The 15,745-nt window shown below is 47.3% G+C and carries 13 protein-coding genes and 1 tRNA gene; 10 read left to right on the forward strand and 4 right to left on the reverse strand.

Annotated elements, in window-relative coordinates; translation table 11 throughout:
- Positions 1-34: 34 nt before the first annotated feature.
- Positions 35-256, reverse strand: coding sequence for a YgdI/YgdR family lipoprotein (locus D8682_RS16850; protein WP_121814742.1), 222 nt, complete (start codon positions 254-256; stop codon positions 35-37).
- 541 nt (positions 257-797) lie between these two features.
- On the opposite strand from D8682_RS16850, the gene D8682_RS27465 reads away from it, so the two are divergent.
- Both D8682_RS27465 and D8682_RS16860 read left to right on the forward strand, forming a co-directional pair.
- Positions 798-932 (forward strand): Fic family protein, encoded by a 135-nt coding sequence (locus D8682_RS27465; protein ID WP_370090878.1) that lies wholly within the window; start codon positions 798-800, stop codon positions 930-932.
- Between the two features lie 44 nt (positions 933-976).
- A complete protein-coding gene (locus D8682_RS16860) occupies positions 977-1,255 on the forward strand; it encodes a hypothetical protein (RefSeq protein WP_121814743.1) in 279 nt (92 codons plus the stop codon).
- Between the two features lie 69 nt (positions 1,256-1,324).
- Here D8682_RS16860 and D8682_RS16865 read toward each other — a convergent pair whose 3' ends face one another.
- Positions 1,325-1,855, reverse strand: coding sequence for a hypothetical protein (locus D8682_RS16865; RefSeq protein WP_121814744.1), 531 nt, complete (start codon positions 1,853-1,855; stop codon positions 1,325-1,327).
- Between the two features lie 130 nt (positions 1,856-1,985).
- Here D8682_RS16865 and D8682_RS16870 point away from each other — a divergent pair, with 130 nt between their 5' ends.
- The 4 genes from D8682_RS16870 (at position 1,986) to D8682_RS16885 (ending at position 6,183) form a co-directional block, all read left to right on the forward strand.
- Positions 1,986-2,177, forward strand: coding sequence for a hypothetical protein (locus D8682_RS16870; protein ID WP_121814745.1), 192 nt, complete (start codon positions 1,986-1,988; stop codon positions 2,175-2,177).
- A 62-nt stretch (positions 2,178-2,239) separates the two neighbouring features.
- A complete protein-coding gene (locus D8682_RS16875; RefSeq protein ID WP_121814746.1) occupies positions 2,240-3,472 on the forward strand; it encodes a metallophosphoesterase in 1,233 nt (410 codons plus the stop codon).
- 1 nt (position 3,473) lies between these two features.
- The gene (locus D8682_RS16880; RefSeq protein ID WP_121814747.1) at positions 3,474-5,246 is read left to right on the forward strand and encodes a hypothetical protein; all 1,773 of its coding nucleotides are present in this window, start codon (positions 3,474-3,476) and stop codon (positions 5,244-5,246) included.
- Entirely contained in the window at positions 5,233-6,183 is a 951-nt protein-coding gene (locus D8682_RS16885; RefSeq protein ID WP_121814748.1) for a hypothetical protein, read from the forward strand. Before D8682_RS16880 ends, D8682_RS16885 begins: the two co-directional genes overlap by 14 nt.
- A gap of 15 nt (positions 6,184-6,198) precedes the next feature.
- Here D8682_RS16885 and D8682_RS16890 read toward each other — a convergent pair.
- Positions 6,199-6,293, reverse strand: a tRNA-Sec gene (locus tag D8682_RS16890).
- A 341-nt stretch (positions 6,294-6,634) separates the two neighbouring features.
- On the opposite strand from D8682_RS16890, the gene yicI reads away from it, so the two are divergent.
- The gene (gene yicI, locus D8682_RS16895; RefSeq protein ID WP_121814749.1) at positions 6,635-8,959 is read left to right on the forward strand and encodes an alpha-xylosidase; all 2,325 of its coding nucleotides are present in this window, start codon (positions 6,635-6,637) and stop codon (positions 8,957-8,959) included.
- 503 nt (positions 8,960-9,462) lie between these two features.
- On the opposite strand, the gene D8682_RS16900 is transcribed toward yicI, so the two are convergent.
- Positions 9,463-10,056, reverse strand: a complete 594-nt coding sequence (locus tag D8682_RS16900) for a YhgN family NAAT transporter (RefSeq protein ID WP_064542726.1) — start codon at positions 10,054-10,056, stop codon at positions 9,463-9,465.
- Positions 10,057-10,203: 147 nt separating this feature from the next.
- Here D8682_RS16900 and asd point away from each other — a divergent pair, with 147 nt between their 5' ends.
- The 3 genes from asd to glgX all read left to right on the forward strand — a co-directional run bounded on the left by asd (position 10,204) and on the right by glgX (position 15,737).
- Positions 10,204-11,310 (forward strand): aspartate-semialdehyde dehydrogenase, encoded by a 1,107-nt coding sequence (gene asd, locus D8682_RS16905; RefSeq protein WP_121814750.1) that lies wholly within the window; start codon positions 10,204-10,206, stop codon positions 11,308-11,310.
- Positions 11,311-11,571: 261 nt separating this feature from the next.
- Entirely contained in the window at positions 11,572-13,758 is a 2,187-nt protein-coding gene (gene glgB / locus D8682_RS16910) for a 1,4-alpha-glucan branching enzyme (protein ID WP_064542731.1), read from the forward strand.
- Positions 13,755-15,737 (forward strand): glycogen debranching protein GlgX, encoded by a 1,983-nt coding sequence (gene glgX, locus D8682_RS16915; RefSeq protein ID WP_064542734.1) that lies wholly within the window; start codon positions 13,755-13,757, stop codon positions 15,735-15,737. The genes glgB and glgX overlap by 4 nt, the downstream gene beginning before the upstream one ends.
- Positions 15,738-15,745 lie beyond the last annotated feature (8 nt).

The raw sequence follows: 15,745 nt of genomic DNA on the forward strand, positions 1-15,745 counted from the left end.
GTCAGCATGGGCTGGCTGGTATCTGCACAGCAAATCAGTCCTTCTTAATCATCTGCACGATTTGCTCGTCATTAATCTGGCGTTCGTTACCTTGCGCATCGGTGTAACTAATCAGGCCGGTATCTTTATCCACCTGCGGTTTCCCTTGCGTCACAATCATGTCACCGGTTTTAGTCGACATCACATAGTCACTTGAACAAGCAGTAGCAGACAACGCAACGCCGCTTAACAACAAAATTTTCATCAACTTATTCATGCAGAAATATCCCTTTAATAGTGAACCAGAATAGTACCTGTTGAGAGTAAGACAGAATGTTAAGGTGTATTACGAAGGGTTTATTTCTGGACTGATTGCGAGGCATTTGTTGGGTGGATAAGCGCAGCGTCATCCACCGTTTTTTGGCGGGCGGCGCTGTGCTTAACCGCCCTGGGAAAACTAGTGAATTCCTGGAACCGCTTCGCCGCTAGTCATTGCCAGTCCACCATCGGTACGAACAAAACGCGGTGTTTTCAAATCCTCGACCAGAACGTTTTCACCAAATCTGGAATGGAGCCTCCTTCTCCGGAGGATGTCTTTGCTAATGCGTTAAGTGCCGCGCACAACTTAACGCATAGCGGCTCTGACTTAACGCATAGTGACTTCGACTTAACGCATAGCGAGCTCAACTTAACGGATAGTCATCAGGGAAGAGATGGGAATGGCCGCTTTATCCAGAGCACATCGACGAATGGATACGGAAGTTATGAAAGATCTTCTTACTGGGTTATGTAATGGGCATTACTTATCAGTGTCAGTAATGGAAATATTACTGGGACGTAAGGCGCAAAGTATTCGTCAGAATTACTTGAAACCAATGGTAGATGCAAAACAGCTGAAGCTAGCCTTCCCTAATAAGCCTAATTCCCCCAAACAGGGCTATACGCTAAGTTAATTTGTATTCAAGAAGAGCCACACAACAGTGGGCATGTGATATTGATGTACCTTAAATGGATGTTTAGAGCGGGTTTGTTTTTATTTGTTGGCTGGTTGCTGGTGATCGGCGGTGTGTTTCGTTCACTTTCTTATGCCCTGGCTTGGCCATATACCAATCTGCTTACGTCCCTGGGAATGGGGCGATTACCGGATTATAGCCAACGGCTGGAAACAAACGGTATAGCCATATATTTCACTCTTTCAGCGGTACTCGCTGTTTTGCTGGTAGCGCTGCTCGAATGGCTGGTCTTGTACGTCATTAAAGACATTCGTTCGGGGTAGCGCCAGCGACAACCATCAGTGATCTTTGAACATGGCGGATGTCGCTAACGCTAATCCGCCCTACAAAACCTAGTGAATTCCGGGTACTGCCTCGCCACTGATCATTGCCAGCCCGCCATCGGTGCGAACAAAACGCGGTGTTTTTAAATCCTCGACCAGAAGGTTAATCAACTCGAACAATAAACCGGTGATCTGTTCTTCCTGCTCAGGCGACTGCTGGCGTTGCAGCAGCAAGATGGTGAGTGCGGAACAGTACTCGCGCAGGCTTTCGGAATCAGTAGAAAACGGGCCGCGATAATTATCGGGTTCTGCCACATCCACCGTCAGGCGCTCGATTAAATGCGCGGGCAGCGGCGTTTTTAGCGCAACTTTCAATACTTCAAGCGCGGCAAGTAAGCGCCCACACAATGCCATACGTTCGATGTTGTCATCGTTTTCAATAAGCGCATCAACATAATGCTGGCAGGCGTCGAGCACCTGGAAGAGATCGTGTGTGGCACCGAGCGGGGTTTTTAATAGCGTTGTGATTGCGGATTCAATTACTGGTTGAGTGCACAGGATTTCAGGGCGAGCGGTTGTGGTAGTATTGGTGTTAGCCATTGCGTTATGTCCTTAACGTTAGTGGTTAAACGCCTCGGTAGTGTTAGCGCACTCCGGGGCGTTGCTCTTTTAGGAGTTCACATGATAGTGTGGCCTCCTATATAGCTAAGATGAACCAATAGGTGGCCTCATGTCAATCGTGTCGCGTGAAAAAAAACCAAAAGGCGGTGGGAAGTCACCTCAGTTTAAAATGCGTATTGATCCGGCTTTGAAGGAACAACTTGATGCAGTAGCAGCTGACGAAAGTGTAAGTCTTGCGAGTTGGATCAAAAATCTTGCAAGAAAAGAACTAATTGATCGAGGGATAACACCAAAAGGTTAGTTATTTAGGAGTATTATGTGACAAGTATTTAATAGTATAAGCTGATAATGAAAGAATAAATTATGAAAGTACTGGTGATTAGTGACTTACATGTTGGTACAACAGCAAGAGCAAAGGATTTCTGTACAGAAATAATTGGCTCATCGGCTATCACAGAGAGTTTTATCGATGATTTTAGAGAATTAATTTCATCTGAAAAAATATCTGCCACGCATCTGTTAATTGCTGGAGATATTACAAATCGAGCTGAATCTTACGAGTTTGAAATAGCTGCAAATAGAATAAATGATATTGTAGGAATTTTAAATATAGATCCAAAAAATATATTTTTTGTGCCCGGGAACCACGATAGTAATTGGAAGCATGAAAAAGAAGCAAAAGAAAGATCTGGCAGTAAAGATAAAATTATTTTTGAAAAATATAATAACATTAGGAATAATGATTTTTTCTCGGGAATATTAAATCAAACTAAATTCTCTTCATATTATGAAGATCCATATTCAGCCATTTGGGAACATGATGATTTAATTGTTGTTGGTATTAACTCTTCTGCTCTAGATTGTTTTGATAAAGATGTCAAATTTGGTGAGGTTGACCTGAAATGCCTTGCATCTTTACAGGTGAAACTAAAAGAATTAGACAACCCCACTAAACGTAAATTTAGAATATTATTAACACATCATCATCCTAAAAATTACACAGATAGAACTTTTTCAGATCCAGATCTCAGTCAGATGAAGAACGCTGAAGATTTTATGCATTTTGCCAGTGAAAACCAATTTGATTTTATTGTTCATGGACATAAACATATTCCAAGATTTAATTTTCAATTGGATGCAGATGGTTTTTCAGTAAACATCCTTAGTGCAGGTAGTTTTGCTGCACAATTGAAGGATTGGCATAATGGCGTAGCCAATTTTTTTCATTTAATTGAACATCATGATTTCTGCCCTGAAAATAATTTTTCACGAGGTAAGGTGATTTCTTGGTCATATTTTACTAGTCATAAATGGACTCGCTCATTGTATGATAGAGATTTTATCAGTCATGAAGAACACTATGGCTATATGGTATCTAGAAATAAGCTAAAGAATAAATTAAGACAAATATTAAGTAAGTCTAGGGAATGTAGTCAGTTTGTTAGATGGGAGGATTTGATTAATTTAGAACCAGATCTGCGCTATTGTAACAGAAATTTATTGTCGCTTGTTGTTGATGATCTCTCAAGTGAACTAAAATATGTAGTGATGCCGAGCAAAAATGATGGCTTTGTTTTGTTATGGGTGGGGGAGTAAAATGAATTTTAGTGAACTTAGCTCGCTATTTGAAAGCTCAAATGCAAGGGGGCTGAATTCTAACCAACTTGCAAATGAATTTATTTGGACGGAGTCGTTTGAATCCCTTTTCTCTAGTCAAAATCAGGTTATTTTGGGTTCTAGAGGATCGGGTAAAACGGCTTTAGTTAAAATGTTAGCCCATGAGAACCTTAGTAAGTTAGCTAGTTTTTATCCTAAGGCAAAGCAGCATATAGAATCCAAGGATTTTATAGCTACTTATGTGCCATTAAAAGTAGAGTGGGTTAATTCATTAAATAATTATGAAGAAAAAAAGGACGAATATTTTGTTTGGAGTTTAAATCTATCTTTATGTGCTAAATTACTTGATACGATTAGGAGTTGTATTGATGTATATATCGAGGATGACATCGAGCAATTGATCGCAGAAAGAGATATTTCCATTGAAATATCTCAGCTTTGGTTCTCAACAGATAACTTAAAACTTAGTAACCTTACTCTTATTCAAAATGAACTTGAAAAAATAGAGTTTAGAAAAAATCTAGTCTTTAATAAAGAAGCAATGGGGGTGGAACTTTCTGAGGATGAAAAAAGGATTGGTGAAGCATTTCATACAACACTCTTTAAACCATTTGAATTTGTCACAAGAATTACTAAGAGAATACTTGGTTTGCCTAGGCACAATAGATGGATTGTATGTATTGATGAAGCTGAGTTTCTAACTAAATCTCACCACCAGACGTTAAATACATTTATGCGTTCTGCTAGTGATTTAGTGTTTAAGATTACTACAATGCCTTATCGTCATCATACATTAGATACAGATGTTGAAGCTAATATAAATGTTGGCCATGACCTTGAATATGTATATATTGATAAGCTTGGGACAGCACATTTTAATCAACAAAATGCTGATAAGGTAATACAAGAATTTGCAGAGAAACTTTTTGTCAATCGTTTGAAATATCATGATATAGAAATTTTTTCCTTGGAGGAATTAGTCGGAAAATCAATTTTGACACAATCAACACCAGATATAGCTGAGATGACTTATGTTATCGATTTAATTAATAGACATTGTAACGATGAGACAATTAATCGAGCTAATGAGCTATATAAAATTGATGTGGATAAATTTGATGATTCTATTATCAGAAAGCTTCGAGGGTTACTTCTATTAAGGGAAGAATACAATAATAAATCGGGAAACTCTTCTTCCACTTTATATTCCGGAGTGGCAATAATTTCTCGCTGCTCTGATGGTAACCCAAGAAGACTCTTCAGATTATTCAACCATTTGTTAAGTAATATTAAGAATCAAGCGAAGAAAATACCTGACTCAACTCAGAGTGAAAGACTTAAAAGCTACTCTTATAGAGAGTTGGAAGTAATTAAATTTGAAAAAGATGGATTAAAGTCATTCAATTTCATTAATAGTATAGGTAATTATTTTAAAGATAAAGGATTGGTAGAGAAAATAGGTACAGATACACCTCAATCATTTGTAATTGATGATTCAATTACAGAGGGGCAGTGGAGCTGTATTAAAACGGCAGTAGACCTAGGGTTATTATACCCTTATGTGAAAAAGGATAGAAATGCGAAATCTTTATTTCCATCAAAAGAGGGGCGGTTTGTATTAGCAAATTGTTTGGCTCCTAATTTTAATCTTTTTCCTAGAATTGGAAGAGCCGTTAGATTGCATAGTATATTTAATTCTAGCGTTCCATTAACTGAAGAAGATCAACTGGAGTTATTTAATGATGAAGATTAAATTAGAAGATATTTCTAGGGCGGAATTATTAAGCTCAAACTATGATATAGCCTTTGTTGGATTAGGCTATGAACCTCGTTGCACTTATGTTTCTAAACTCTTAGATCAAGAAAAAATCTCAGAAGTTGTGATTCTTTCCTTCATTGAGAGCTCGCAGAATAAAAGCAGATTAAATAGCTTGGATTTGTTAGTTAAAAAATGGAATCATAAATATCGTCTTGTTGAGTTAGAACATTCAAATACACAGGATATATATAAAACTTTAAATCAAATGGTCTCTGCAATTGATAAAGAGGAATTACATCTTCTTATTGATTATAGCTCTATGTCAAGAAATTGGTATGCTGCTATCCTTAACTATTTTTTGAAATTTTCTCAAAAGAAAATTAAAATTGATTTAGTGTACTCTTTAGCAGTATATCCTAAGAATGAAGATTTTTTGAATTTTGAATTAGGCGATATAAAAATTCTTCCTGGCTGTGAAGGTTCTTCAATAACAAAGAAAAGAAAATGTGCCATTTTTATGTTGGGTTTCGATAATATTGGGCCTCAAAGTTTCTTTAATTTACTTGAGCCTGAGCTAAGCTTTGGAATTATAGCTTCTCCTGGGGCTTTGCCTGATTATGAAGATTTATCTCTATTAATTAATAATGATTTTATTGAGCATCAGTTAATGGGGGGGAGGAATTTATTAAAACTTCCTATTTCAAGTTTGTCAGTTACTTTTGAGAATTTATGTCAATTAATTCAACCACTGAGACATCAATATAATATATCTATTATTCAATTTGGACCTAAGCCACATATAGTTGCATCAACATTAGCCGGTTTGTTTTTTGAAAATGTTAGTTGTATTTATAGTGAATATAGCCGCTCGAAGCCATTTGATGTACAACCAAGTGGAGAGTTAGTTATGACAAGAATCTTATCAAAGTAGATTTTCTTTGATGAGTGGCGGAAGATCACAGGAGTTGAACCTGCCCGGCACCGCTGGCGGCACCAACTGGATTTGAAGTCCAGCCGCCTCACCGGAGACGACGATCTTCCTTGCCTCGATTGCTACATGGAGGCGGTGCGCAGTATACCCAGTTTTTCCCCCTTACCAAACAATGCTTTCCCCTTTACCCCATGATTCTTCTGAAACTATTAGCCAGATCAATCAAACCGCGCGAAAAACATCCATTCCTTAAATCTTAGTCTGCTAAGAGAGCGACTCCGCTCACACTTATCAAGAAACATAATCTGATAACCAGAAATTAGAATTCATCGTCCGTCCCCGATGCTTTACAACCTTTGATATCGAATTTTTCACATTCATTTTTGAAGGTGCGCACCAGACCCACGGGCACACCGTTTCCAAAAAATTCAGCATTGAAAAGGACGGCATAATGAAAATTAGTGACGGTAACTGGCTTATCCAGCCCGGTTTAGCGCTTATCCACCCGGTGCAAGTGTTTGATGTGGAACAGCAGGGTAATGAGATGGTGGTGTATGCGGGCATGAAGGATGTGCGCGAGCGGGGGAATCAGCTTGATACTCCACTGTTCACGCTACGCTTTTTCTCCCCGCAGGAAGGGATTGTCGGTGTGCGCATCGAGCATTTCCAGGGCGCGGTGGATAACGGCCCGCATTATCCGCTGAACGTGTTGCACGACGTGAAAGTGTCGATGCAAAACACCGCTGAGTTTGCCGAGCTGAAAAGCGGCAATCTGGCGGTGCGTGTCACCAAAGGCGTTGAATGGGCGCTGGATTTCCTGCGCGATGGCGTGCGCATCACCGGCAGTGCGGTGAAAAATAACGGTTATGTGCAGGATGCTAACAGCGGCAACACGCACATGTTCGAGCGCCTGGATTTGAGCGTTGGCGAAACGGTTTATGGTCTGGGCGAACGTTTTACCGCGCTGGTGAAAAACGGCCAGACGGTGGAAACCTGGAACCGCGATGGCGGCACCAGCACCGAGCAATCTTACAAAAACATTCCGTTCTACCTCACCAACCGTGGCTACGGCGTGCTGGTGAATCATCCGGAATGTGTCTCCTTTGAAGTTGGTTCCGAAAAAGTCTCCAAAGTGCAGTTCAGCGTGGCAGGTGAATATCTCGAATATTTCGTGATTGACGGCCCAACACCGAAAGCGGTTCTCGACCGTTATACCCGCTTCACTGGCCGCCCGGCGCTGCCGCCAGCGTGGTCGTTTGGCCTGTGGCTCACCACTTCCTTTACCACCAACTACGACGAAGCGACGGTGAATAGTTTTATCGACGGCATGGCCGAACGTAACCTGCCGCTGCATGTGTTCCACTTCGACTGCTTCTGGATGAAAGCCTTCCAGTGGTGCGATTTCGAGTGGGACCCGGTGACCTTCCCCGATCCTGAAGGCATGTTGAAACGCCTGAAAGCGCGTGGTCTGAAAATCTGCGTGTGGATTAACCCGTACATTGGTCAGAAATCTCCGCTGTTCCGCGAAGGGATGGAAAAAGGCTATCTGCTGAAACGCCCGAACGGCGCGGTGTGGCAGTGGGATAAATGGCAGCCAGGCCAGGCGATTGTTGATTTCACCAATCCGGCGGCTTGCGACTGGTACGCAGGCCATCTGAAACGCCTGGTGCGCATGGGTGTGGATTGCTTCAAAACTGACTTCGGCGAGCGCATCCCAACCGATGTGGTGTGGCACGATGGCTCCGACCCGCAGAAAATGCATAACCATTACGCGTTCATTTATAACGAGCTGGTGTGGAACGTGCTCAAGCAGGAACTGGGCGACGAAGAAGCCGTACTGTTTGCCCGTTCGGCCTCCGTTGGCGCACAACAATTCCCGGTTCACTGGGGCGGCGACTGCTATGCCAACTATGAGTCAATGGCAGAAAGCCTGCGCGGTGGTTTGTCGCTCGGCATGTCTGGTTTTGGTTTCTGGAGCCACGATATTGGCGGCTTCGAAAACACCGCTCCGGCGCATGTTTATAAACGCTGGTGCGCGTTCGGGCTGCTTTCCAGCCACAGCCGCCTGCATGGCAGCAAATCCTACCGTGTGCCATGGGCGTATGACGACGAAGCTTGCGATGTGGTGCGCCACTTCACGCAGCTGAAATCGCGCATGATGCCGTATCTGTACCGCCAGGCGGCGCAGGCTGCGGAATGCGGTACGCCGATGATGCGCGCCATGATGCTGGAGTTCCCGGACGATCCGGGCTGCGATTATCTCGACCGCCAGTACATGCTGGGTGATTCAGTGATGGTTGCGCCGGTGTTCTCTGAGGCGGGCGACGTGCAGTTCTATCTGCCAGAAGGGCGCTGGACGCATCTGCTCAACAACCAGCAAGCGCAAGGTAGCCGCTGGCATAAAGAGCAGCATGATTTCCAGAGCCTGCCGGTTTATGTGCGTGACAACACGCTACTGGCGCTGGGTAATAATGACCAGAAACCAGATTACGCGTGGCACGAAGGCACCGCTTTCCAGCTGTTTAACCTGGACGATGGCCGCGAGGCGATTTGTGAAGTCCCGGCGGCAGACGGTTCGGTTGTCTTCACGCTGAAGGTGCGTCGCGAAGGCAATACGCTGGGGGTACAAAGCGCAGGCCAGGCGAAAGACTGGACGCTGTGTCTGCGTAATATCAGCAGTGTGAAAGGCGTGAAGCAAGGCAAGAGTGCAGCGGGTGAACACGGTGTGGTGATTACACCGGATTCGTACGAGGCGGGAATGGTTATCGAGCTTTAATGTTTGTGGCGGGGGCGCTTGCGCTTGCCCGCCCTACAATTAACTCTCTCCCTGAGGGCTGTCAGCCCCGCAGGTTTTCCGTTCACCCGTGCGTTCAGTTATCTCTGTAATTCCCGCAAACGGTGCGATCGAAGCCGGGAACAAGGTCAAAACCGCTCTGGCTTATGACTTTGACCTTGAATTTCGGGTCCGGCTTAAATCGCCTCCATTTTGACTCCAGGTGGCAGGGTCCAGCCGTCGGGAACGGCTGGAGGGCGCGATCGTCGGGAACGAATCGCAACTGACCCTGACACGGAGGCTAAATGGAGGTTTACCGCTTGCGGCGATTTATTTGCCGGGAGTCCGGGTCCTTAGGGTGGCGACGGTGGCCACCCTAAGACGTTCACCGGTTTCGTGGCGACATAAACATTCAATCGCCTGGTGAACGGAACCTTCTCCGAATTGGCAGGAACTGTTCTTCAAAGATGTGTACAAGAGACAGTTGGGGGAGAGGGGACGCAAGTTTATCCCTTCATCCACACCCGCAGACCATCGAGGAACATCTGCGTTGCCAGCATCACCAGCACCAGGCCCATCAGGCGTTCCAGCGCATTCACACCTTTCTCGCCCAGCAGGCGCAAGAACAGCGAAGATTGCAGCAAAATCGCCACGGTACCGCCCCAGGCCAGCAGTAACGCGATCACTAAATGCCCCATCTGATTCGGATACTGGTGCGATAACAACATTAATGTCGCCAGCAGCGTCGGTCCGGCAACCAGCGGGATTGCCAGCGGCACGATAAACGGTTCTTCACCCGCAGGCAGGCCAGAGGCATTGCCTTCATGGCTTGGGAAAATCATTTTAATCGCAATCAGGAACAGAATAATCCCGCCGGATATAGAAACGCTTTCGGCGCGTAAGTTAAGGAATGCGAGAATTTTTTCTCCGGCGAATAAGAAAATCAGCATGATGATCAGCGCAATCAGCAGCTCGCGGATCATGATGGCGCGGCGGCGTTTTGGCTCGGTATGTTTGAGCACTGACATAAAGATCGGCAGGTTGCCCAGCGGGTCCATAATCAGGATTAACAGCACTGCCGCAGAAATGATTTCGGTCATGAATAATTGTCTCTAATAAGTTGTATTTCTAATCGCTTGCATATCATTGATTAATTTCACTTGCGACTTTGGCAGCATTTTGTAATGTGAAGGCTGTTTCCAATTAATGCACACAACGCACACATCTTCTTCGCAGGATTAGTCTCTATGAAAAATGTTGGTTTTATCGGTTGGCGCGGTATGGTCGGTTCCGTTCTCATGCAGCGCATGGTTGAGGAACGTGACTTTGACGCCATTCGTCCGGTTTTCTTCTCCACTTCTCAGCTCGGCCTCGCGGCTCCGTCTTTTGCAGGCCAGAATAATGGCACCCTGCAAGATGCTTATGACCTGGAAGCGTTGAAAGCGCTGGATATTATCATTACCTGCCAGGGCGGCGATTATACCAACGAAATCTATCCAAAGCTTCGTGAAAGCGGTTGGCAGGGTTACTGGATTGATGCCGCCTCTTCACTGCGCATGAAAGATGACGCCATCATCATTCTTGACCCAATTAACCAGCACGTCATTCAGGAAGGGCTGAACAACGGCGTCAAAACCTTTGTTGGCGGTAACTGTACCGTCAGCCTGATGCTGATGTCCCTCGGCGGCTTGTTTGCGAATGACCTGGTTGACTGGGTGTCTGTGGCGACTTATCAGGCAGCGTCCGGCGGCGGTGCGCGTCATATGCGTGAACTGCTGAGCCAGATGGGCCAACTGCATAATCACGTTGCGGCTGAACTGGCTGATCCTGCGTCTGCCATTCTGGACATCGAGCGCAAAGTGACTGACTTGACCCGTAGCGGCGGCCTGCCAACGGATAACTTTGGCGTGCCACTAGCAGGAAGCCTGATCCCGTGGATCGACAAGCAGCTGGATAACGGCCAGACCCGCGAAGAGTGGAAAGGCCAGGCTGAGACTAACAAAATCCTCAACACCGGCACGATTATTCCAGTTGATGGCTTGTGTGTTCGCGTGGGCGCATTGCGCTGCCACAGCCAGGCATTCACCATCAAACTGAAGAAAGATGTCTCTCTGCCAACCATTGAAGCGATGCTTTCCGGGCATAACGAGTGGGCGAAAGTGGTGCCAAACGATCGCGAGATCACCATGCGCGAACTGACTCCTGCTGCCGTCACCGGCACGCTGATCACGCCAGTTGGACGCCTGCGTAAACTCAATATGGGCCCTGAATTCCTTTCAGCGTTCACCGTGGGTGACCAGCTTCTGTGGGGTGCTGCAGAACCGTTACGTAGAATGTTGCGTCTGCTCGCATAAGTACACTTGTTTACATAAGGGGCATTGCAGCCCCTTTTTTTTCGCGTCATACATGGAGCGTATGATCGTTATTAATTATTTTTCAGGAGTAAAACAGCGCGTTGGCTATGCTTTATTCAGGGCGGAAAAAACCGTCTTGATAGGTTGTTGGGCGGAGCAGCTTACAGGAGTTCATTTACGCTGCCCGTTGGGTCAATGATAACGTTATCCTGAGCGCGTAAGCGTAGCGTCAGGATAAGACAAAAAAACAGGACAAAATCCATGTCTGTTCATCCAGAAAAAGACGTGATAAATGCGCTAATTGCGGGTCACTTTGCTGATCCTTTTTCCTTGCTGGGAATGCATAAAACGGATGCCGGGCTGGAAGTGCGTGCCCTGTTACCTGACGCCACCGAAGTGTGGGTTATCGAACCAAAAACTGGGGGTAAGGTCGGTAAATTAGACTGCCTTGATTCGCGCGGTTTCTTTTGCGGGGTTATTCCCCGGCGTAAAAATCCATTCCGTTATCAACTGGCCGTCATGTGGCATGGCCATGAAAATCTCATTGATGATCCTTATCGTTTTGGGCCGCTAATCCAGGAAGTGGATAGCTGGCTGTTGTCCGAAGGCACGCATTTGCGTCCTTATGAAACTCTCGGTGCGCACGCCGACACGATGGATGGCGTCACCGGCACGCGTTTCTCCGTTTGGGCACCTAACGCCCGCCGTGTTTCCGTCGTTGGCCAGTTTAACTATTGGGACGGCCGTCGCCATCCGATGCGTTTACGCCGCGAAAGCGGGATCTGGGAACTCTTTATCCCTGGCGCTCACCCTGGGCAGTTATACAAATTCGAACTGATTGATACCGACGGGCATCTGCGCCTGAAGGCCGACCCGTATGCGTTTGAGTCGCAAATGCGCCCGGAAACGGCATCGCTGATTTGCGGGTTACCAGAAAAAACTACCCTTAGCCCAGCGCGCCAGCGCGCCAATGGCTTCGATCAGCCAATTTCAATTTACGAAGTGCATCTCGGGTCGTGGCGCCGCCACACTGACAATAATTTCTGGCTCAGTTACCGCGAACTGGCGGACCAACTGGTGCCGTACGTGAAAGAGATGGGCTTTACCCACCTCGAGCTGTTGCCGATTAACGAACACCCGTTCGATGGCAGTTGGGGTTACCAGCCACAAGGGCTGTATGCGCCGACGCGCCGTTTCGGCACGCGAGAAGACTTCCGTTACTTTATCAATGCCGCACATGCTGCGGGCTTAAACGTGTTGCTCGACTGGGTGCCAGGGCATTTCCCGACGGATGACGCCGGGCTTGCGAAATTCGATGGTACGTCGCTGTACGAACATGGCGACCCGCGCGAAGGCTATCACCAGGACTGGAACACCCTGATTTACAACTATGGGCGGCGTGAAGTCAGCAACTATCTGGTCGGCAATGGTCTGTACTGGATTGAGCGTTTCGGCATTGACGGTTTGCGCGTTGATGCGGTGGCGTCGATGATTTACCGCGATTACAGCCGCCAGCCAGGCGAGTGGATCCCCAACGATAAAGGCGGCCGTGAAAACCTCGAGGCGATCGAATTTTTGCGTAGCACCAACCGCATCATTGGCGAGCAAACGCCTGGTGCCGTGACCATGGCGGAAGAGTCGACCGACTTTGCGGGCGTGTCGCGTCCAGCGTCGATGGGCGGACTGGGTTTCTGGTTTAAATGGAACCTCGGCTGGATGCACGACACTCTCGACTACATGAAGCTTGACCCGGTGCATCGCCAGTATCACCACGACAAAATGACCTTCGGCATGTTGTACAACAGCACCGAAAACTTTGTCCTGCCGTTGTCGCACGATGAAGTGGTACACGGTAAAAAATCGATTCTCGACCGCATGCCTGGCGATGCCTGGCAAAAGTTTGCCAACTTGCGTGCTTATTACGGTTGGATGTGGGCCTTCCCCGGCAAGAAGTTGCTGTTTATGGGCAATGAGTTTGCTCAAGGGCGCGAGTGGAACCATGACAGCAGCCTCGACTGGCACTTGCTGGAAGGCGGCGACAACTGGCACCACGGCGTGAAACGTCTGGTGCGTGATTTGAACCGCACTTATCGCCAACATGCCGCGATGCACGAGCTGGATTTTGACAGTTACGGTTTCGAATGGCTGGTGGTGGAAGACAACGTTAACTCGGTATTTATCTTTGTGCGCCGCGACTCACAAGGTAATGAAATCATTGTCGCCAGCAACTTTACGCCGGTGCCGCGTTACCACTATCGCTTCGGCATTAACCAGCCAGGACGCTGGCGTGAAGAACTGAATACTGACTCAATGCATTATCACGGCAGCAATGCCGGGAACAGCGGGGCGGTACACAGCGATGCCATTCCAAGCCACGGGCGCGATCACTCTTTAAGTTTGACGCTGCCACCGCTCTCGACCATTTGGCTGGTACGGGAGGCTGAATGACACAACTCAGCGCCGGGAATTCCGCGCCATACGGTTCATACTTCGATGGGAAAGGGGTGAACTTCACCCTGTTTTCCGCCAATGCCCATAAAGTCGAACTGTGTGTGTTCGACGAGCATGGTCACGAGCAACGTTACGATTTACCGGTGCGAACCGGTGACATCTGGCACGGCTATTTGCCCAACGCTAAACCTGGTCTGAAATACGGCTATCGTGTGCATGGGCCGTGGGAACCGCAAAACGGCCATCGTTTTAATCCGGCAAAATTGCTGCTCGACCCTTGTGCTCGCGTGGTAGTTGGCGGTGCAGCCGACCATCCGCATCTGCATGGCGGTTATGATGAACCCAACCTGGAAGATAGCGCTCCGCACATGGCGAAATGTGTGGTGGTGCAGGATAAATTCGACTGGGAAGACGATGTGCACCCACGAATCCCGTGGGGCGACACGGTAATTTACGAAGCCAATGTGCGTGGCCTGACACTGCTTCATCCTGGCATCCCGGAAGAGTTGCGGGGCACTTATGCCGCACTTGGTCATCCGGTGATGATTAACTATTTCAAACGCCTGGGGATTACGGCGCTTGAATTGTTGCCGGTGGCGCATTTTGTCACCGAGCCACGCATCGCCCATTTAGGGCTCAGTAATTATTGGGGCTATAACCCCCGTGCGCTGTACGCCGCCGAAGGTTATTACGCGGTAAATCAAGATCCACTGGTGGCCGCCAATGAGCTACGGGGGGCTGTAAAAGCACTGCACGAAGCGGGCATTGAGGTCATTCTCGATATTGTTCTGAACCACAGTGCTGAGCTGGACCGCGATGGCCCAACCCTCTCACTGAGCGGAATCGACAACCGTAGCTATTATTGGTTAATGGAAAACGGTGATTACCAGAACTGGACAGGTTGCGGTAACACGTTGAATTTGAGCACGCCGGGCGTGGTCGCTCAGATGGTGGATTGTCTCCGTTATTGGGTCGATAGCTGCCATATCGATGGTTTTCGCTTTGATTTAGCCTCGGTCATGGGGCGTACGCCGGAGTTCCGTCAGGATGCTCCGTTGTTCGAAGCGATAAAAAACGATCCTGTTTTGTCGCAAATAAAACTGATTGCTGAACCGTGGGATATTGGCGCGGGAGGTTATCAGGTGGGGAACTATCCGCCGCTATTTGCGGAATGGAATGACCATTTTCGTGACGGCATGCGGCGTTTCTGGCTGCGACAAGATCTATCGTTGGGGGGATTCGCTTGCCGCTTTGCTGGTTCAAGCGATGTCTACCGTCGTGGAGAGCGCAAGCCTTCAACCAGTGTCAATTTAATCACTGCCCACGACGGCTTCACGCTGCGTGATTGTGTCAGCTTCAATCAAAAACATAACGAAGCGAACGGCGAAGACAACCGTGATGGCACTAATAATAACTACAGCAATAACTATGGTTTCGAAGGACTGGAAGCTTCACTGAATATCAAAGAGCGGCGGCGCGACAGCGTGCACGCCTTGCTCACATTGTTACTGCTTTCTCAGGGAACGCCGATGCTGTTGGCTGGTGATGAACATGGCCACAGCCAGCACGGCAACAATAATGCTTATTGTCAGGACAACCAACTGACCTGGCTTGATTGGGAACACTGTAACGATGGCTTAACCACATTTACCGCGGCATTGATTCATCTACGCAAGACGATTCCGGCACTAACCCGAAATCTCTGGTGGGAGGAAGGTGATGACAATGTTCGCTGGTGGAATAAAGAGGCTCAGCCTCTGAGTGCTGACGAGTGGGAAAACGGGGTTCATCGCCTGCAAATCCAACTTTCTGAACGTTGGCTCATTACGATTAACGCGACCGAAGAGTTGGCTGACATCGTACTACCCGAAGGGGAATGGCGAGCCATTCCTCCGTTTGCCGGTGAAGACAACCCGGTGGTGATGGCTGTATGGCATGGTCCTGCGCACGGAGTCTGCGTATTCCAGAAGTCATAAAAAAAGGA

Source organism: Buttiauxella sp. 3AFRM03 (assembly GCF_003675305.1).
GTDB lineage: Bacteria > Pseudomonadota > Gammaproteobacteria > Enterobacterales > Enterobacteriaceae > Buttiauxella > Buttiauxella ferragutiae.